This window comes from Kitasatospora sp. HPM-01-4, from assembly GCF_051374625.1.
Classification (GTDB): domain Bacteria; phylum Actinomycetota; class Actinomycetes; order Streptomycetales; family Streptomycetaceae; genus Kitasatospora.
Map to the genome: position 1 here is coordinate 6,725,471 of NZ_JBPQGP010000005.1, position 18,084 is coordinate 6,743,554.

The 18,084-nt window shown below is 73.8% G+C and carries 15 protein-coding genes; 9 read left to right on the forward strand and 6 right to left on the reverse strand.

Annotation, left to right across the window (positions count from 1 at the left end):
• Positions 1–126: 126 nt before the first annotated feature.
• Entirely contained in the window at positions 127–1,092 is a 966-nt protein-coding gene (locus ACSMTC_RS29440; RefSeq protein ID WP_436562753.1) for a TetR/AcrR family transcriptional regulator, read from the reverse strand.
• Positions 1,093–1,186: 94 nt separating this feature from the next.
• Here ACSMTC_RS29440 and ACSMTC_RS29445 point away from each other — a divergent pair, with 94 nt between their 5' ends.
• Positions 1,187–3,022, forward strand: a complete 1,836-nt coding sequence (locus tag ACSMTC_RS29445; RefSeq protein ID WP_436562754.1) for a right-handed parallel beta-helix repeat-containing protein — start codon at positions 1,187–1,189, stop codon at positions 3,020–3,022.
• A gap of 58 nt (positions 3,023–3,080) precedes the next feature.
• On the opposite strand, the gene ACSMTC_RS29450 is transcribed toward ACSMTC_RS29445, so the two are convergent.
• Both ACSMTC_RS29450 and ACSMTC_RS29455 read right to left on the reverse strand, forming a co-directional pair.
• Complete coding sequence (locus ACSMTC_RS29450; RefSeq protein ID WP_436562755.1) at positions 3,081–4,424, reverse strand: lytic transglycosylase domain-containing protein; 1,344 nt, start codon at positions 4,422–4,424, stop codon at positions 3,081–3,083.
• A 137-nt stretch (positions 4,425–4,561) separates the two neighbouring features.
• Positions 4,562–5,659: a C40 family peptidase gene (locus ACSMTC_RS29455; RefSeq protein WP_436562756.1), complete on the reverse strand. Its 1,098-nt coding sequence runs from the start codon at positions 5,657–5,659 to the stop codon at positions 4,562–4,564.
• Positions 5,660–6,225: 566 nt separating this feature from the next.
• Between ACSMTC_RS29455 and ACSMTC_RS29460 the strand changes: the two genes are divergently transcribed.
• Complete coding sequence (locus ACSMTC_RS29460; protein ID WP_436562757.1) at positions 6,226–6,429, forward strand: hypothetical protein; 204 nt, start codon at positions 6,226–6,228, stop codon at positions 6,427–6,429.
• 205 nt (positions 6,430–6,634) lie between these two features.
• Here the strand turns inward: ACSMTC_RS29460 and ACSMTC_RS29465 are convergent, their stop codons facing one another.
• Together ACSMTC_RS29465 and ACSMTC_RS29470 are read right to left on the reverse strand one after the other, a co-directional pair.
• Complete coding sequence (locus ACSMTC_RS29465) at positions 6,635–7,894, reverse strand: glycosyltransferase (RefSeq protein WP_436562758.1); 1,260 nt, start codon at positions 7,892–7,894, stop codon at positions 6,635–6,637.
• 286 nt (positions 7,895–8,180) lie between these two features.
• Positions 8,181–8,675 carry a MarR family winged helix-turn-helix transcriptional regulator gene (locus ACSMTC_RS29470; protein ID WP_436562759.1) on the reverse strand — a complete coding sequence of 165 codons (495 nt, stop codon included), beginning with the start codon at positions 8,673–8,675 and terminating at the stop codon, positions 8,181–8,183.
• Between the two features lie 142 nt (positions 8,676–8,817).
• Here ACSMTC_RS29470 and ACSMTC_RS29475 point away from each other — a divergent pair, with 142 nt between their 5' ends.
• The 4 genes from ACSMTC_RS29475 to ACSMTC_RS29490 all read left to right on the forward strand — a co-directional run bounded on the left by ACSMTC_RS29475 (position 8,818) and on the right by ACSMTC_RS29490 (position 14,256).
• Entirely contained in the window at positions 8,818–9,228 is a 411-nt protein-coding gene (locus ACSMTC_RS29475) for an organic hydroperoxide resistance protein (RefSeq protein ID WP_436562760.1), read from the forward strand.
• Between the two features lie 275 nt (positions 9,229–9,503).
• Positions 9,504–10,922 carry an aldehyde dehydrogenase family protein gene (locus ACSMTC_RS29480; RefSeq protein ID WP_436562761.1) on the forward strand — a complete coding sequence of 473 codons (1,419 nt, stop codon included), beginning with the start codon at positions 9,504–9,506 and terminating at the stop codon, positions 10,920–10,922.
• Positions 10,923–10,997: 75 nt separating this feature from the next.
• On the forward strand, positions 10,998–12,077 hold the full coding sequence (locus tag ACSMTC_RS29485; protein WP_436562762.1) for a Zn-dependent alcohol dehydrogenase: 1,080 nt from the start codon (positions 10,998–11,000) through the stop codon (positions 12,075–12,077).
• Between the two features lie 331 nt (positions 12,078–12,408).
• The gene (locus tag ACSMTC_RS29490) at positions 12,409–14,256 is read left to right on the forward strand and encodes a cholesterol oxidase substrate-binding domain-containing protein (RefSeq protein WP_436562763.1); all 1,848 of its coding nucleotides are present in this window, start codon (positions 12,409–12,411) and stop codon (positions 14,254–14,256) included.
• 74 nt (positions 14,257–14,330) lie between these two features.
• Here the strand turns inward: ACSMTC_RS29490 and ACSMTC_RS29495 are convergent, their stop codons facing one another.
• Positions 14,331–14,831 carry a YbaK/EbsC family protein gene (locus ACSMTC_RS29495; protein WP_436562764.1) on the reverse strand — a complete coding sequence of 167 codons (501 nt, stop codon included), beginning with the start codon at positions 14,829–14,831 and terminating at the stop codon, positions 14,331–14,333.
• Positions 14,832–15,031: 200 nt separating this feature from the next.
• Here ACSMTC_RS29495 and ACSMTC_RS29500 point away from each other — a divergent pair, with 200 nt between their 5' ends.
• Genes ACSMTC_RS29500 through ACSMTC_RS29510 form a run of 3 tightly spaced genes read left to right on the forward strand, consistent with a single transcriptional unit; the run spans position 15,032 to position 18,007 of the window.
• Positions 15,032–16,120, forward strand: a complete 1,089-nt coding sequence (locus tag ACSMTC_RS29500) for an ABC transporter substrate-binding protein (RefSeq protein ID WP_436562765.1) — start codon at positions 15,032–15,034, stop codon at positions 16,118–16,120.
• Complete coding sequence (locus ACSMTC_RS29505; RefSeq protein ID WP_436562766.1) at positions 16,120–17,208, forward strand: FecCD family ABC transporter permease; 1,089 nt, start codon at positions 16,120–16,122, stop codon at positions 17,206–17,208. The genes ACSMTC_RS29500 and ACSMTC_RS29505 overlap by 1 nt, the downstream gene beginning before the upstream one ends.
• Positions 17,209–17,215: 7 nt before the next feature.
• On the forward strand, positions 17,216–18,007 hold the full coding sequence (locus ACSMTC_RS29510; protein ID WP_436562767.1) for an ABC transporter ATP-binding protein: 792 nt from the start codon (positions 17,216–17,218) through the stop codon (positions 18,005–18,007).
• The last annotated feature ends 77 nt before the right edge of the window (positions 18,008–18,084 follow it).

The following is an 18,084-nucleotide window of genomic DNA, read 5'->3' on the forward strand; positions in this document are numbered from 1 at the left end:
GCGCGGGGAACCGCGCGCGAAGCCGGACACCTCAGCAGAGGACCGGACGCGCGCCTTCCCCGCGCCCCTGACGTGTTCCTCTTACGGTCACGGCCCGTCGTCGGTCCCCGTCGTCGGCCCCGGGCCTCAGTCTCCGGCGGCGTCGGCCGCCTGACGGCGGCGGTAGGCGCGCTGGCGGCAGGCTCGGGAGCAGTAGTCGCGCGGGCGGCCCCGGGTGGTCCCGTCGAGCGGGGTACCGCAGACCGTGCAGCGGCCGGCGGGCGGGCAGTCCTGCGGCACGGCGCTGCTTCCCTCCGGCACGGCGGCCTTCTCGTCGCGGTCTCCGTCACCACGGCTCCGGACGAGCAGCTCGATGCCGTCGAGAGTCCTGGCGAGCCCGAAGTCGAACGGGTCCTCGGGCCGGTCGAAGCCGCCGGCCAGCCAGAGCCTGCCGAGTGCGGGGTAGGGCCCCATCTGCTCGATCAGTCCGTCCTGGTCGCGCCACCACTGCTCGTGCGTGACACCGGAGTCGCGCTCCTCGCGGAGGAAGTCGTGCGCCTGGCGGGCGGCGGTGTGCACGAAGCCCGCGACCAGCGAGACCACCGCGACCACCTCGGAGGCGCGCAGCCCGGTGCCCTCCGCGATCCGCAGGCCGCGGTCGTAGTCGGCCATGATGTTCGGCCCGGGCAGGCGCCGGCTGCCGGCGGTGTGCACCAGCCAGGGGTGGCGCAGGTGCATCGCCCAGTGCGCCCGGGCCCAGGCCTCCAGGGCGCTCCGCCAGCCGCCGCCGTCCTCGGCCGCCGGGGGTGCCGCCGGGGCCAGCTCGGCCGAGACCGCGTCCCGCATGAGCTCGATCAGCTCCGCCTTGCCGGGGACGTGCCGGTACAGCGACATCGTGGTGAAGCCCAGCCGTTCGGCCACGGCGCGCATGGACAGCGCCGCGAGCCCCTGGGCGTCGGCGATCTCCAGCGCGGCCCGGACGATCCGGTCCGGGGTGAGCCCCTCCCGGTCCCGGGAGGGGGCCGGACCCCAGAGCAGCTCGATCGTGCGCCCGGGATCGGCCGAGGTGTTCTCCCCGGCCGGATTCCTCCGAGCCTGGTTCTCGCCGGTCACGCTCATCCTCCTCGTTCTTGACACCCACCTTAGCCGCGTGTTTATGGTGTACACCGCTGTGTACACCATAAACACCTCTGGGGAAGGTTGGCTCATGGTTGAGAACCAGCTCTACGTCGCGCCCTGGGGCCGGGATTCCTGGCCCGGCACATTCGACCAGCCGTTCGCCACGCTGCCCGCCGCGCAGCGAGCCGTACGCGCCCGCACCGAAGGCATGCGGTCCGACCTCGTGGTCAGCCTCCGGGCCGGTACCCATGTGCTGACCGAGCCGCTCGTGCTGAACGCCGACGAGGGCGACTCGGGGGAGAACGGGTACCGGGTGGTCTACCAGGCCCATGGCTACGGGACGGGCGGGCAGGAGGAGGCCGTCATCAGCGGCGGCCGCCGGATCACCGGCTGGCGGCCCGGCGAGGCGGGCGTCTGGCGGGCCGAGGTCGGCGAACTGGAGACCCGGCAGCTCTACGTCGACGGCCGCCGGGCCGCCCGGGCCTCGGTCAGTCCGGGTATCCCGGGCAACGTGACGAAAACCGAGACCGGTTTCGTAACGGACAGCACGGTCCCGCAGAGCTGGCGGGACCCCGGGAGCATCGAGCTGGTCTTCACCGGTGTGTATCCGTGGTCCGAGGCCCGCTGCCGGGTGGCGGAGATCACCGGTGACGCGCACTCCAGCACCATCACCCTGGCCCAGCCCGGATTCGGGTGGGCCAGGGAGCTCTACCTCGCGGAGTGGGTCGGCGAGCTTCCGCCCGCGGCGGAATCCACGGGGGTCTGGGCGACCGTCAGTGCGCCGAACACGGCCGAGAACAGCGTGAGCTTCCTCACCGAGCCGGGCAGCTTCGCCCTCGACCGGTCGGAGCCCGGCCGCCACGTCCTCCACTATCTGCCGCTGCCCGGGGAGGACCCGGCGCAGGCGGAGATCGTGGCACCGGTACTGGAACGGCTGGTCGTCGGCCGGGGCACCGAGGAGCGGCCGCTGCACGACGTGACCCTGCGCGGACTGACCTTCGCCGACGCGGGCTGGAACGAGCCGAGCGGGCCGGGCGGGTTCCTGCACTTCCACGGCGACACCTACTACGACGGCGGGCCGCTGCGGAAGGTCGAGCTTGCCGAGGGCAACGCCCGGCTGGCGGTGCCCGAGCGCCCGGCGCTGCTGCCGGCCAACGTCGAGTTCGAGAGCGGGGTGCGGATCACGCTGGCGGACAACAGGTTCACCCGGCTCGGTGCCGGAGCGGTCGGCCTCTCGGGGCCGGGCCGGGACAACGCGGTCCTCGGCAACGTCATCGAGGACGTCTCCGGCAGCGGGATCGCCGTCGCCACGGGTACCGGCACCCGGGTGGAGCGCAATCTGATCCGCCGGATCGGGCGCGAGTACCACGGCTCGCCCGCCGTCTGGGTGACGGACGCCCGGGAGACCATCGTGGCGCACAACGAGATCCACGACGTGCCCTACTGCGGCATCATCCTGGTCGGGGGTGACCGGGCGGCCCGGGTGCAGATCGTCGAGAACCTGATCCACCACACCATGACGGTGCTCGCCGACGGCGGCGGCATCTACCTCAACGGGCGGCAGGGCTCCTCGTACGCCGGCGGCACCCTGGTGCGGGGCAATGTGATCCGCGACACCGTCACCTCGTACAACTTCGGCCTCTACACCGACTACGGCGCCGCCTGGGTGACCGTGCAGGGCAATGTCGTGTACCGGGGTGACACCCCGATCGTGCTCAGGGTGACGCCGCCGCTGGAGAACGTCGCCTTCCTCGGCAACTTCTGGGACGACCGGCCGGAGGGCTGTGACAACCCGCCGGCGGGGGTCGTGGTCGCCGGGAACACGGTGCTGCCGAAGGACGACTTCGAGCGGGCACTGGCCGCGGACCCGGCGGGGGCCGACATCCTGGCGTCGGCCGGCCGGGGCGGCGCGGCGAGCGGCTGACCGAGGAGAGCAGTGAGCCCCCGGACGGGTGCCCAGGGGCTCAGCGGGAGCGCGAGGCTCAGTGGTGCTTCGCCGCCGGGGACGGTGCCGGGCCGGCACTCGGGCTGGCCGAGGTGCTCGGGCCGGCAGTCGGGCTGGCCGAGGCACTCGGGCTCGGGCAGCCGGACGCCGACGCGGATGGCGACGGCGACGCGGAACCACTGGCCGACGGGCTCGGGCTGCTCGTCGGAGTCGGAGTCGGCGAGGGCGTCGGGCTCGCGGACGGCGACGGCGAGGCGGACCCGCTCGGGCTGGGCGACGCGCTCGGGCTCGGGCAGCTCGGACCCGACGGGCTCGGCGACGGGCCCGGGCCGGTGCTCGGGCTGGCCGAGGGGCTCGGCGACCCGGACGGGCCGGTGCTCGGGCTGGCCGAGGGACTCGGGGATCCGGACGGGCCGGTGCTCGGGCTGGCCGACGGGCTCGGCGTCCCGGACGGGCCGGTGCTCGGGCTCGGGCTCGGGCCTGCCGACGGCGAGGCCGACGGGCTCGGGGTCGGCGACGGGCTCGGCGGGTACCAGCCGCCGGTGGCGGGCGGCACCGGAATCGGCTTCGGCGCACCCCACGGGTCACCGGGGCGGTCGGGCGTCACGGTGGCGCCGGACTCGAAGTGGCGCATCCAGCTCTTGACGGTGTTGAGGTAGTCCGTCGAGTAGTTGTAGCTGAGGATGGCCCGGTCGAGCTGGGCGGAGTCCGAGAGGTCGCGGCCGTCGGCGCACAGGTAGCGGCCGGCGGTCAGTGCGGCGTCGAAGATGTTGTTGGGGTCGGCCTTGCCGTCGCCGTTGCCGTCCGTGCCCCAGGATGCCCAGGTGGAGGGGATGAACTGCATCGGCCCGATGGCCCGGTCCCAGCCCGAACGGCCGTCGCTGGAGGGAATCGCGGCGAAGCCGTTGTTGCCGTCCAGCGACGGCCCGAGGATCGGGGTGTAGGTGGTGCCGTTGGCGTCCACCTGGCCGCCGTTGGCCTGGCCGGACTCCACCTGGCCGATGCCCGCGAGCAGTTGCCACTTGAGGTGGCAGCCGGGGGTGGTGAGGGCCAGGGTGTCCTCGGCCTTGCGGTAGGCGGCGAAGACCGTGGAGGGAAGCGAGGCACCGGTCGGAAGGGTGACCTGCGAGCCGGCCCCAGGGGTGGTGGTCCCGGGCGGGGTGGACGGCTGGACCGGCGGCTGCGGGAGGACCCGCGGACCGCCGCCGTCGGCCGACCGGTCGGCTGCCGAGGCGGCGCCGCCGGTGTCGGAGGCCGATGCGGAGGGCAGCTTCAGGGTCTGAGAGCCCGTCAGGGCGGCGGCCGCGACCAGGGCGGCCAGCGCCCAGGTGACGCGTTCCGGCGCTCTTGTTCGTTGGAGTAGCTGTTTGAAATCGGTCATCCGATAACCCCCTTGATGTCCGAAAAATCCGGTTATGCGGGTCCGACGATATGTCAACGCCGGGTCAGCTTAACCCGGTTGTCCGAACATTCGATGAGCGCCGACCGAAGCCCCGGCGGCGCCCGCGGACCGCCGGATCAGGGCCGGATGGCGCCCATGTACGGCATCACGTTCATCGGGACGACCGTGACGTTCTTCCCGAGCCGCGGCGCGTGCAGCACCATGCCGTCGCCCACGTAGATCCCGACGTGGTGCAGATCCTGGAAGTAGAAGACCAGGTCCCCGGGTTGCAGGTCGGACTGCGAGACATGGTGGCCCGCGTTCCACTGGTCCCAGGTGGTCCTGGGCAGCGACACCCCGGCCGCACGCCACGCGGACTGGGTGAGCCCCGAGCAGTCGAAGGCGCTGGGGCCCACGCCGCCCGGCTGGTACGGCTTGCCGAGCTGCGCGTACGCGAAGTCGAGCGCGCTCTTGGCCCGGCCGCTCGCCGGGCCGGTGTACGAGCCGCCGACGGAACCGCCCGAGCCGCCGGTGGCGGACGATCCTCCCCCGGCGGCCGACGAGCCACCCGGCGAGGTGCGGCCCGAACCGCGGGAGGCGGCCTGGTCGTTCTCGTCGGCGAGGACCTTGGCGCGGTCGGCCGCCTCGAGGCCGTCGAGCACGGACTTGGCCTCGGCCAGCTTGGCCTTCGCCTCCTCCTTGTGCTCGGCCAGTTCCTGCCGGGCGCGGTCGAGTTCGGCCAGTTTGGCGGCGGTCTCGTTGCGGGTCTGGTCGATCGAGCGCTGCAACTGCAGTGCCAGGCGCAGGGCGGCCACCTGCTGCTCGTTGGCCTGCCCCTGGAGTCCGGCGCGCTCCAGGTACTCGCCCGGGGAGGCGTTGAGCATCAGCTGGACCGAGGGGTCCACCCCGCCGGAGCGGTACTGGTCGGCGGCCACCGCGCCGAGCGTGGTGCGCAGTTCGTTGACCTTCGCCTGCTGTTCGGCGAGCCGGTCCTGGAGCCGCGAAGCCTCGGCCTGGAGCTGTTGCTGCTGCTCGCCGGCCTTGTTGAAGTGCTCCGTCGAGACCTCGGCCTCTTCGTAGAGCTTGTCCACCTGGGCCTTGACCTGCTCGAGGTTCCTGCCCGGAGCGGCGTGGGCGCCGGCGGCGACGGGGAGGACGGTGGCGGCTCCGGCCGTCGCCGCCAGCAGGGTCATCCGGGTGCGGCCGGCAGGTTTCGGGCGGCGATGGATCCCCAACGGAGCGTCACTCCTCTTTCGCGGTCAAGACGTCGGCAGGCAGCGGCGGTTGGCATCGACCGCGCGTAGCAAATTAGTATTTACCGAGTCTTGGTGCAAGCTTTGGCAGGTCGGGTGAGTTCGCAGCCCGTGGTCACGGGTGCCGGTGAGTGGGCCGTCCGTCATCCGCAGTGCGGTGAGCCGGCTGGTGCGTACGAAGCGCACCGTCAACAGGGCGGTGGGCAAAGGGAAGGCATGGCTCGGCCAGGTCGCGTGGCTCCGGCGGGCCCCGGCCGGTGCGTGGCCGGAGGTGATGCCGAGTCCGGCACACGGCGGCAGCGGGACCTCTCCCGCTGGACGCCGGGGGCGGCGGGGTCGAGGCCCGCGGATGCTCGCTCTGGTGCCCGACTCCCCGCGGGCCTTCCCCGGTCCGAGCGGGCCGGGGTGTCAAGGAGTCGTCAAGGTCGGGGGGTTCCGCGTAGTCCGGGCGTCAAGGCCGGATGCGAACGGGCCAGAGTGGGGCTGCACTGGAGAGGTGGGCGGCAGGCCCAGCGGAACCGGAACATCCGGGAAGGAAGCGAAGCGTCATGATCGAGGGCAATCGACTCGCCGTCGTCGTCAACGGATCGCCGAACGGGCATGTGCTCAGCCGCCCGGCGGTGGTACCCGCACGGGCGCGGCTCGAGCTGCGGCCGGTGGGCGCCGCGGCGGTGACACCGGAGACCGATGAGGAGGAGCGGGTGCCGGCGGCGGGCGCGCGCTGCCGCCTTGCCATGGCATACCTCGACTGACCTGCCACCGGCCGATCACAGCGACCCCCAGGGGCGCGAGGAACCGCACGGGCGACCCGTTGCGGCAGAGCTCGCGCCCCTGGCGGCGCGTGTTCGGAGGTGCGAGACCCCGCGTCTACGGGTGTCCGTGTGGTCGGACGCCCGGTGCCCCGCGCCACCGGAGCGGGACCCGAGTGGCTCGCGGCTGCCGGGGGGCGGGGCGGGACTAGCCGCCGGTCAGCCGTGCCAGCAGGTCCCGCACCGCCCCCGCGCCGTCCTCGGCGTCGATACGGGCCGCGAGTCGTCGCGCGCGGAGCCGGTAGCGCGGGTCGTCCACCGCCTCGCGCAGCGCGGCCGCCAGACGGTCGGCGGTGAGTCCGGCGAGTGGCAGGGGGCGCGGGCTCACCCCGAGCCGGGTCAGCCGGGCGGCCCAGAACGGGGCGTCCAGCTGGCCCGGTACGGGGATCTGCGGAACTCCCGCGCGCAGCCCGGCCGCCGTGGTGCCCGCGCCCGCGTGGTGGACGACGGCCGCGGCCTGCGGGAACAGCCACTGGTGGGGTACCTCCTGGACGGTCAGTACGTCGTCGCCCGTCACCCGCAGTCCGGTCCAGCCAGCCTGCACCACGGCTCGCAGCCGCGCGATGCGCAGCGCGTCGGACACCACCTGGCCGAGCCGTCCGGCGTCCGCGACGACCAGGCTGCCGAAGCCGATGCACACAGGTGCGGGGCCGGCTCGGAGGAAGTCGGCGAGTTCGGCGGGAGGCTGCCAGTCGGCCGAAAGGTGCGGCCACCAGTAGCCGGTGACTGCCAGCTCGGGTCCCCAGTCGGCGGGCCGGGGGACGACGCTGGGGGAGAAGCCGTGCAGAACCGGCCACCCGGCCCGGGTGTGGGCGCGGCGCAGGGCACCCGCGCGCTGCCGGGGCAGGCCGAGCCGGCGGCGCAGGTCGCGGACGGCCGGAGCGTAGAGCCGGTCCAGGGCGAGGTGGGCGCCGTGGGCGGAGAGCCGGTTGCCCAGGCGGCCGAGGGAGCGGTCGCCGCCGAGCAGCGGTGAGGCGAACTCGCCGGTGGGGTGGATCGGTTGGAGGGAGAGTCCGACGCTGGGCAGGTCCAGGGCCTCGGCGACGATCTGTCCGAGCGGCGCCGTCACCATCGAGAGCAGCAGCAGGTCCGGGCCCGCGCGGTCGGCGGCCTCGGCGATGGACCGGCCCAGGGCCGGGGTGAACCTCCGCCCCATGCGCAGGAGTTCGGCCATCGCGCGCGGTCCGGTGGAGGCGCGCAGCAGCCGCTGTCCCCGCGCGGAGGCGAGTTCCGAGCGTGGGTCCACCGGCAGGGGGTGGAAGCCGAGCCCGGCGGAGTGGGCCGCGTCGGCGAACCTGGCGTGGGTGGCGAGGGCGACCTCATGGCCACACTCGCGCAGACGGGCCCCGAGCCCGGTGAACGGGGCGACATCGCCCTGGGAGCCCGCGGTCGCGATCAGGATGCGCACGCTGCTCAGTGTGGCGCCCGCGCCCGCCGTCGGACAGACCGCCACGCCCCCGTACGGCTGCCGCCCGGTCGTCGTGGTGGGAGGGTGGCGCCGGACGGATGGACGCTCCGGACATCGCGCGGTGCATGGGCCGACCAGGCCGGTCGGCCGGGCGCGGCCACGGCGAATCGCAGGCAGGGTTGCGGCGGATCTGACTGCACATCAACTGTCGGAACCAGAAAGAACGTTGGACGATTCCGACAGATCCGGGTCGGACCGTGCCGTCGCCCGAGCGGTCGTCTGACCGCTACGGGGCGGTGGTGTCGAGCTCGGCCGCGTCCAGTGCGGCCGTGACGCGCCGCAGCAGGGTCTGGAGGGTGGCGATCTCGGTGAGCGGCAGGCCGGTGGCGGCGGCGATCCGGCGTGGGGCGTGCAGTGCCTGTGCGCGCAGACCGGCGCCGGCGTCCGTGAGGCGGACGGTGACCGAGCGCTCGTCCTCGCTGCTGCGCTCGCGGCGGACCAGTCCGGCCGCTTCGAGGCGCTTGAGGAGCGGGGAGAGCGTGCCGGAGTCGAGCCGCAGGTGCTCGCCGATCTGCTTGACCGGCAGCTCGCCGTGCTCCCAGAGCACCAGCATCACCAGGTACTGAGGGTAGGTGAGCCCGAGGTCCTTGAGGACGACCCGGTAGACGCCGCCGAAGGCGCGCGAGGCGGCGTGCAGCGAGAAGCAGATCTGGCTGTCCAGGCGGAGCAGCTGCTCCTCGGGTACGTGCGACAGGTCGGCGGGCAGGTCGGTGGCGGTCATGACCCCAGGGTATCCGCACCGCGCACATTTCAGTTGTGCGCAATTTAGTTGTGTGCTGTACTTGGTGCATCGGGCGGTCCGGGGATCGGGCCGCCGATCGGATGAGCCCTTACGGGTTCGGACCATGAGAGGGGCGAGTCCCATGGACGCGCTGTACACCGCTGTTGCCACCGCGAACGGCCGCGAGGGCCGGGCCGTGAGCTCCGACGGCCGGCTCGACCTGCCGCTGGCCATGCCGACGGCGCTCGGCGGCAGCGGCGAGGGCACCAACCCGGAGCAGCTCTTCGCGGCGGGCTACGCCGCCTGCTTCGCCAGCGCCCTCGCCCTGGTCGGCCGGCAGGCGAAGGTGGACACCGGCGACGTCTCGGTGACCGCCGAGGTCGGGATCGGCAAGGACGAGACGAGCTTCGCGCTCGCCGTCACCCTGCGGGTCGAGCTGCCGGAGGCCCTGCAGGGCGAGACCGGTGAGCTGCTGGTCAAGAAGGCGCACGAGGTCTGCCCGTACTCCAAGGCCACCCGCGGCAACATCCCGGTCGAGCTGGTCGTCGAGTAGGTCTGGCAGGCCGGGTAGACGGCCGGGCCACCGCGCGGCGGGCCCGGCCGGCCGGTACCCGGCGGCTCTGTCGCCGGGGCGACCCACGGGGTGATGACGGCCCGGCGCGGAACGCCGCGCGGATCAACGGATCACCACCGTGCCCTCTTGCGCGGCACACCTCCAACCGCCTTGACTGGCAGCGCTGGTCAGGGCGGTCGGCCGTTCCGGGCCGGCCACGGCGAACCAGGCGGGCCGACCCGGAACGGGCCGGACGCCGGAGGAGAGGCGGAGCGGTGCAGGAGTACTCGGATCAGTACATCGGCGGAGAGTGGCGGCCCTCGCTCGCGGCGGAGACCATCGCCGTGCTGAACCCGGCGACCGAACAGGTCATCGCCACCGTCCCGGCCGGCGGGGCCGAGGACGTCGACGCCGCCGTACGCGCCGCCCGGGCCGCGGCCCGCTCCTGGGGTGCGGCCGGCCGCGAGGAGCGCCTGGCGCCGCTCACCCGGCTGCGCGACGGCCTGGCCGCCCGGCGGCAGGAGATCGCCGAGACGATCACCGCCGAACTGGGCGCGCCGGCCGCCTTCGCGGCCTCGGTGCAGGCCGGGCTGCCGCTCGCGGTCGCCGGCGCGTACCTGGAGCTGCTGGCCGGGTACGAGTTCGAGGAACGGGTCGGCAACTCCCGGGTGTTCGCCGAGCCCGCCGGAGTGGTCGGTGCGATCACGCCGTGGAACTACCCGCTGCACCAGGTCGTCGCCAAGGTCTTCCCGGCGCTCGCCGCCGGCTGCCCGGTGGTCCTCAAGCCCGCCGAGGACACCCCGCTGGTGGCCCGGCTGTTCGCCCGGCTGGTCCACGAAGCCGGCTTCCCTCCGGGGGTGTTCAACCTGGTGACCGGCCGCGGGCCGGAGGCCGGCGCCGCCCTGGCCGAGCACCCCGGGGTGGACCTGCTCTCCTTCACCGGCTCCACCGCCGTCGGCCGGCGGATCGCCGAGGCGGCCGGGAGGGGCGTCAAGCGGGTCGCGCTGGAGCTCGGCGGCAAGTCCGCCAACGTGGTGCTGCCCGGTGCCGACCTGGTCCGCGCCGTGAACGTCAACCTGGCCAACGTCTTCGCCAACTCCGGCCAGACGTGCAGCGCCTGGACCAGGCTGCTGGTGCACGAGGACCAGTACCAGGAGGCGGTGGCCATCGCCGCCAAGGCCGCCGAGAAGTACGTCCCCGGTGACCCCGCCGACCCCGGCACCCGGCTGGGGCCGGTGGTCAGCGCCAGGCAGCGGGAGCGCGTCCGCGGCTACATCACCGGCGCACTCGCCGAGGGCGCGACCCTGGTGGTGGGCGGCGCGGAGGCGCCGGAGGGCCTCGCCCAGGGCTTCTACGTCCGCCCGACCGTGCTCGCCGACGTCACCCCGGACATGACGGTGGCTCAGGAGGAGGTCTTCGGACCGGTGCTCTCGATCCTCGCCTACCGCGACGAGGAGCACGCCCTGGAGATCGCCAACGGCACCGAGTACGGCCTGGCGGGCGGCGTCTGGGCGGCCGACGAGGAGAGTGCCGCGGCCTTCGCCCGCCGGATGGACACCGGGCAGGTCGACATCAACGGCGGCCGCTTCAACCCGCTGGCGCCTTTCGGCGGGTACAAGAGCTCGGGGGTCGGGCGGGAGCTCGGGCGGCACGGGCTGGCGGAGTTCCTGCAGACCAAGTCGCTGCAGTACTGAACCGGCCGCGCTCAACCACCCCCGTGGGCCGGTCGGTTCGGAGGCCGGCCCCAACCGCCGCAAGGAGGAAGCACCATGGTCCGCGCCGTCCTGCTCAGCGCCGTCGGAGCCCCGCTGGAGCTCACCGAGATCGACCTGCCCCGGCCCGGCCCCGGACAGGTCCGGGTGAAGCTGGCCGCCGCCGGGGTCTGCCACTCCGACCTCTCACTCTCCAACGGGACCCTGCGCACCGGGACACCGACCGTCCTCGGCCACGAGGGCTCGGGGACCGTGACCGCCGTCGGCGAAGGCGTGACCTCCGTCCGTCCCGGCGACGCGGTCGTGCTCAACTGGGCGCCCGCCTGCGGCGAGTGCCATCTGTGCGGGCTCGGCGAACCATGGCTGTGCGAGCGTTCCGCCGAAGGCTCCGAGGCCGCCTACGGCTCGCTCGCCGACGGCACCGGCGTCTTCCCGGGGCTCGGTGTGGCGGCGTTCGCGGAGGAGACCGTGGTCGCCGAACGCGCCGTGGTCCCGCTGCCCGCGGGCATCCCGCTGGCCTCGGCGGCCGTGCTCGGCTGCGCCGTGCTCACCGGCTACGGCGCGGTGCACAACGCCGCCCGGGTCAGGGCGGGCGAGTCGGCGGTCGTCCACGGCCTGGGCGGCGTGGGCCTCGCCGCCCTCCAGGCGCTCCGGATCGCGGGCGCCGGTCCGATCATCGCCGTGGACATCAGCCCCGAGAAGGAGGAGCTCGCCCGGCGCCACGGGGCGACCGAGTTCCTGCTCGCCGACGAGCGGACCGCCAAGGCGGTACGGAAGCTGACCGGCGGCCACGGCGCGGACCACGCCTTCGAGTGCGTCGGGAAGGCGGACACCATCCGCGCCGCGTGGTCGGCGACCCGGCGCGGCGGGCGGACCACCGTGGTCGGCATCGGCGGCAAGGAGGAGATGGTGTCCTTCTCCGCACTGGAGATCTTCTATTTCGCGCGTACGCTCACGGCCTGCGTGTACGGCAACAGCGACCCGGCCAAGGACATCCCGGTGCTCGCGGAGCACGTCCGCGCCGGGCGGCTGGACCTGGAGGCGCTGATCACCGACCGGATCACGCCGGAGGAGATCCCGGACGCCTTCGAACGGATGGCACAGGGGCGCGGCGGGCGCTCACTGGTGGTCTTCTGACGGGTGACGGCCCGCGCGGCGTGCGCACCGGTGTGTGTCCGTACGCACCGGTGCGCCCGCCGTTTCGGTGCGCCCGCCGCTCTCATGAGCCCGTCGTCCGGAGGGTCCGCTGCGCCGTGCGTCGGCCGTCCGTCGGCCGGCCGGCGGACGCCACGGCTGACGGTGCCTCCGCTGACCGCTGACCGCTGACCGCATTCGGCCCGCAACACCCGCCGGTTGCGGACTTTTCGCTCGAACGAGTGATCGTCGATCTGTTCGATGGCCGAGCACGGGTGCTCTGTCCTAGCGTCTGGGCCGGACGTGGACAGCGTTGTGGGGAGTTGGGGGGATCATGACCGACGAACGGCACGAAGGCGGCCCGGGGAGCGGATCAAGCGGCGGCGGGCTGACGAGACGAGGGGTGCTCGCCGCCTCCGCCGCACTGGGCGGGGTCGGCTGGCTGCTGCGCGGCACCGTCGGGGCGGACAGCGCCCAGGCGGTCGGGAGCGCGCCGCCCGGTCTCCCGGCCGGGATCACGCCGTACCAGCGGGTGTTCGAGAACTGGGCCGGGGAGGTCCGTACCGACCAGCTCTGGACGTGTGCCCCGAGCGCCCCGCAGCAGATAGCCGAGCTCGCCGACTGGGCGCGGTCGGCGGGCTGGCGGCTGCGGGCCCAGGGCCACCGGCACGGCTGGTCGCCGCTCACCGTCGCCGACGGCACACCGTCCTCCGTCCGGGTGCTGCTGGTCGACACCAGCCAGTACCTCACCGGGATGTCCCTGGTGGACACCTCGACGGTCCGGGTGCAGACGGGCGCCGGGATGGAGGAGCTGCTGCTCTTCCTGGGCCGGCGCGGTCTCGGGCTCGCCGCCTGCCCCGCCCCGGGCGACCTGACCGTCGGCGGGGTGCTCGCCATCGGCGGCCACGGCACCGCCCTCCCCGCCGCCGGCGAGACCCCCCGACCGGGCCACGGCTACGGGACGCTGAGCAACCAGGTCACCTCGCTCACCGCCGTCGTCCACGACCCCGCCACCGACCGGTACGTGCTGCGCACCTTCGACCGCTCGGAGGCCGACAGCGCGGCCTTCCTGGTCAACCTCGGCCGGGCCTTCCTCACCGAGGTCCAGCTGCGCGTGGGCGCCGACCAGCAGCTGCGCTGTACCAGCAGGCTGGACATCCCGGCCACCGAACTCTTCGCCGCGCCGGGCAGCTCCGCCGCCGCCGGCGGCCGGACCTGGGCCGACTTCGTCAACCGGGACGGCAGGGCCGAGGCGATCTGGTTCGCCTACACCACCAACCCCTGGCTCAAGACCTGGCGGGTCACCCCGAACCGGCCGTTCGTCGCCCGGGCGGTCAGCGAGCCCTACAACTACCCGTTCTCGGACAACATCCCGCAGCCGGTCGCCGAACTCGCCGGCCAACTGATCGGCGGTGCCTGGGGCCTGGCGCCGCTGTTCGGACAACTGCAGTACCTGGTCGCCACGGTCGGCCTCACCGGCGACCTCACCGACGTGCTGCTCTCCGGCGGGCTGCTGCGCGACCTGCTCAGCGGCGGCATCCTCACCCATCTGCTGGGCGACGGCCTGCGCTCGGACCTCTGGGGAGCCTCCCGCTGCCTGCTCCAGTACGTCCGGCCCACCACCCTGCGGGTGACCGCCAACGGCTACGCCGTGCTCCTCGCACGGGCCGATCTGCAGTGGGCGGTCAGCGAGTTCACCCGGTACTACCAGCAGCTGGTCGCGGAGTACCAGGCCCGTGGCGAGTTCCCGGTCAACGGCGCGGTCGAGATCCGGACGACCGGCCTGGACGACCCGGCGAGTTCGGGCGTGCCCGGCGCCCGTCCGCCGCTGCTCTCGGCACTGAGGCCCCGGCAGGACCGGCCGGAGTGGGACACCGCGCTCTGGCTGGACATCCTCAGCTTCCCGAACACACCCGGACTGCACCGCTTCTGCCGGGACTTGGAGGGCTTCCTGCAGCGCACCTTCGACGGCGGCCGGGCCGGGCTGCGGGTGGAGTGGTCCAAGGGCTGGGCCTACACCGCCGACGCCGCCTGGGCCGACCCGGACATGCTCGGCCGGGTCATCCCCGACAGCCTCCGCGCGGGCGGCGGCCCCGGCTGGGACGAGGCCGTCGCCACCCTCGACCGCCACGACCCGTACCGGGTGTTCGGCAACCCGTTCCTGGACGGGCTGCTCAAGTAAGAGCCCTGCCCAGGTGACCGACGCGGCCGACGGACGTCCTGCTCGGGCGAGCGCGAGCGTCGGGGAGCCCGGCGTCAGGCCGTGACGGACAGCGGGGTGCCCGCCGTCAGCCGGACCAGCTCCTCGAAGGTGGTGGGGAAGACCGTGTGCGGGTGTCCGGCGGCGGCCCAGATCCGCGGATGGTCGGCCAGGGTGGTGTCCACCACGGTCCGCAGCGGTGCCGGGTGGCCGACCGGCGCCACCCCGCCGATCGCCTGACCGGTGGCCTCGCGGACCTGGTCCGCGGAGGCCCGGCTCAGCCGGCCGACGCCGAGCCGGTCCGCCAGAGCGGAGGTGTCCACCCGGTGGCTGCCACTGGTCATGACCAGCAGCGGCTGACCGTCCGCCATGAACACCAGGCTGTTGGCGATCGCACCGATCTCGCAGCCCAGGGCCGCCGCTGCCGCGGCGGCGGTCCTGGCCACGTCGGGAAGTTCACGTACGGCTCCGGTCACGCCCGCGTCCGCCAGCGCCCGGGCCACCGGTCGGCTGCGGGCGGGCAGCTGGGTACGGCTCTCGCCGGACACATCTGGCATGGGGATCCCCTTCTGACGACACGGCGGACGGCGGGGCGGACAACTCCGGCCCACCGGACGATCATTCTGCACCGAGCGGGGGCCGGACAGCGCGGAGGAAGGAATCGCCAGGGCGCGGGAACCGGGCGCCGGTCCGCCACGACTACCTGGTCCGGGCCGCAGCGGCGGCCTGTGTGCACCCGGATCCCCAGGAGAGTTCCATGCGTTCTCGCGTGTTGTGCGGCCTGGCCGCCGCCGTGGCCCTGCTCGCCACCGGTTGTGGCAGCGGCGGCTCGTCGGACGGGCCGACCGGCGACGCGACCGACCGGACGGCCGCCGCGGCGGCCGGCGGCTACCCGGTGAAGGTCGCCGACTGCGGCGGCGCCGAGACCACCTTCACCGCCGCGCCGAAGCGGATCGTCACCAGCAACGCCACCAGCCTGGAGATGCTGCTCCGGCTCGGCGTGGGGGACCGGGTGATCGGTACCGGATTCCCGCCCGGCAAGGGCACCATGCCGGACGACCTCGCCGCCCAGGCCGCCAAGGTCCCGGTGCTCGGTCAGACCGTGATCGCCAAGGAGAAGCTGCTCGGCTCCGGTGCCGACCTCTACATCGACACCTTCGCCGCCATGAGCGGTATGGGCGGCGGCATGGGCGGCGCGATGGGCTCCGCACCCACCGAGCAGGAGTTCGCGGCGGCCGGGATCAAGCACATCTACCTGCACTCCACCGCCTGCGCCGCCATGCTCAAGGGCCCGCAGCAGGACCTCACCGAGGTCGAGGCGGACATCAGGCGTCTCGGCGAGGTCACCGGCACCACCGCCAAGGCGGACCAGCTGGTCGCGGCCATGGAGCAGAAGACCCGCGCCGTCCAGGCCGCGGTGAAGACGGTCCCGGCCGATCGGCGGCCCACCTACTTCTTCTTCGACTTCGACGCCGGGACCAAGCAGCCGATGGCGGTCTGCGGCAGGCAGGTGGCCAACGCGGTGATCACCCTGGCCGGTGCGCGCAACGTCTTCGCCGACTGCGACGGCGACTTCAAGCCGGTCGCCTGGGAGGACGTGGTGGCCCACGACCCCGACTGGATCCAGCTCGGAGTCCGCGACCGGGGAAGCGAGGCGGAGAACGCCAAGGCCTTCGACGAGGCCGCCCGGTTCCTGCGGGACTTCCCTGCGACCAAGGGGCTGAAGGCCGTCCAGGAGGGCCACTTCGTCAGGATCGGCTCCGAGGTCACCACCATCGCCGGGGTCCGCAACGCCGACACCGTGCAGCAGATCGCCCACACCGTCCACCCCGACCTGGTGAAGTGATGGCGGCACCAGCCGCCGCCCGGCCGGGAACCGGACCGGGAGCGGAGCCCGGAAGCGGGCGCGCCGTACGGACCGTCCCGGCCGGCGCGGCCGCCGCACTGCTCGGCGCGGCCCTCATCGTCGCGCTGACCGCCGCCGTCTCGCTGGGGTCGGTGGACATCCCGGTCGGGGAGGTCTGGTCCGTGGTGGGCCGCCGGCTCACCGGGAGAGCGGCCGAACCGGGAACGCGTGACCTCATCGTCTGGCAACTCCGTGCCCCGAGAGCCCTGTTGGCCGCCGTGGTCGGCGCCGGACTCGGCCTGGTCGGCGCCGCCGTCCAGGCCCTGGTGCGCAACCCGCTCGCCGACCCGTACCTGCTCGGCATCTCCTCCGGCGCCTCGCTGGGCGCGGTCGCCGCCGTCGTCCTCGGCACCGGCGCCGGGACCGCCATCGGGTTCGGTGCCTCCGGGGCCGCCTTCGCCGGGGCGCTCGCCGCCTTCGCCCTGGTCTGGGCCATCGCCAGGCGCGGCGGCGGCTTCTCCCCGCTGCGGCTGGTGCTGGCCGGAGTCGGGATCGGCCAGTTCCTCTCCGGCTTCACCAGCTACCTGGTCCTCCAGGCCGGGGACGAACAGCAGACCAGGGGCGTGCTGTTCTGGCTGATGGGCAGCCTCAGCGGCGCCCAGTGGAGCCAGCTCGCCATCCCCGCCGTGGCCGTGGTGGCCGGGCTGCTGGTGCTGCAGGGCCGCGCCCGCGCCCTCAACGCCCTGCTGATGGGCGACGAGACCGCCGCCGGACTCGGAGTGGACGTGGTCCGGCTGCGCCGCGAACTCTTCGTCGTCACCAGTCTGCTCACCGGAGTACTGGTCGCCGTCTCCGGCGCGATCGGCTTCGTCGGCCTGCTCGTGCCGCACGCCTGCCGACTGGTGGTCGGCGGCGACCACCGCCGGCTGCTGCCGGTCTGCGCCCTGGCCGGCGCCGTACTGCTGGTGGCCGTGGACACCGTCGCCCGGACCGCACTGGACAACCAGGAGGTCCCGATCGGCGTCGTCACCGCGCTGATCGGCGCCCCCGCACTGCTCTATCTGCTCGACCGACGTCTGGAGCGCTGAAGAGACGATGCGAATCGACGTGGACGGCGTGGCCGTCACCCTCTCCGGCCGCAGCATCCTCGCCGGAGTCCACCTGGTCGCCGAGGAGGGGGAGATCGCCGGACTGATCGGGCCCAACGGCAGCGGCAAGTCCACCCTGCTGCGCACCGTCTACCGCCACCTCAGACCGCGGTCCGGACGGGTGCTGCTGGCCGGCCGGGACCTCTGGGAGCTCGCCCCCGCCGAGACGGCCAGGCATCTCGCGGCCCTGCCGCAGGAGCGCGGCAGCGACTTCGAGTTCACCGTCCGCGAGGTGGTGGCGATGGGGCGCTCGCCCTACCAGCGGGCCTTCGCCGGGGAGAGCCCCCAGGACCGGGAGGCGGTGGCCGACGCGCTCGCCCAGGTCGGCCTGGCCGGCCACGAACGCCGAAGCTTCGCCGCCCTCTCCGGCGGCGAACGCCAACGCGCGCTGCTGGCCAGGGCGTTCGCCCAGCAGCCGGACGTCCTGGTGCTGGACGAACCCACCAACCACCTCGATGTCCGGCACCAGGTCGAACTGCTCGCCCTGCTGCGCGCCCGGCGCCGCACCACCCTGATCTCGCTGCACGACCTCAACGCCGCCGCCTCGCTCTGCGACCGGCTGCACGTCCTGCACCGCGGTGAGGTGGTCGCCTCCGGCAGACCGCGCGAGGTCCTGACCCCCGAGCTGATGGCCGAGGTGTTCGGCGTCCGGGCCGCGGTGGTCGACCACCCCCTCACCGGTGATCCGCTGATCGCCTTCGACCACCGCGGCCCGGCCGACCCCGCCCGGTTCTGCTGAGCAGGACACCTCGGGGTGAGCGCCCCAGGGGTACCTCGGCCGGCCGAGGTACCCCTGGGGCGCTCACGGTGCGCGGA

Coding starts and splice junctions, on each gene's coding strand:
- ACSMTC_RS29445 (WP_436562754.1), top strand. CDS start 1,187: ATGGTTGAGAACCAGCTCTACGTCGCGCCCTGGGGCCGGGATTCCTGG.
- ACSMTC_RS29450 (WP_436562755.1), bottom strand. CDS start 4,424: ATGACCGATTTCAAACAGCTACTCCAACGAACAAGAGCGCCGGAACGC.
- ACSMTC_RS29460 (WP_436562757.1), top strand. CDS start 6,226: ATGATCGAGGGCAATCGACTCGCCGTCGTCGTCAACGGATCGCCGAAC.
- ACSMTC_RS29470 (WP_436562759.1), bottom strand. CDS start 8,675: ATGACCGCCACCGACCTGCCCGCCGACCTGTCGCACGTACCCGAGGAG.
- ACSMTC_RS29475 (WP_436562760.1), top strand. CDS start 8,818: ATGGACGCGCTGTACACCGCTGTTGCCACCGCGAACGGCCGCGAGGGC.
- ACSMTC_RS29485 (WP_436562762.1), top strand. CDS start 10,998: ATGGTCCGCGCCGTCCTGCTCAGCGCCGTCGGAGCCCCGCTGGAGCTC.
- ACSMTC_RS29490 (WP_436562763.1), top strand. CDS start 12,409: ATGACCGACGAACGGCACGAAGGCGGCCCGGGGAGCGGATCAAGCGGC.
- ACSMTC_RS29495 (WP_436562764.1), bottom strand. CDS start 14,831: ATGCCAGATGTGTCCGGCGAGAGCCGTACCCAGCTGCCCGCCCGCAGC.
- ACSMTC_RS29500 (WP_436562765.1), top strand. CDS start 15,032: ATGCGTTCTCGCGTGTTGTGCGGCCTGGCCGCCGCCGTGGCCCTGCTC.
- ACSMTC_RS29505 (WP_436562766.1), top strand. CDS start 16,120: ATGGCGGCACCAGCCGCCGCCCGGCCGGGAACCGGACCGGGAGCGGAG.
- ACSMTC_RS29510 (WP_436562767.1), top strand. CDS start 17,216: ATGCGAATCGACGTGGACGGCGTGGCCGTCACCCTCTCCGGCCGCAGC.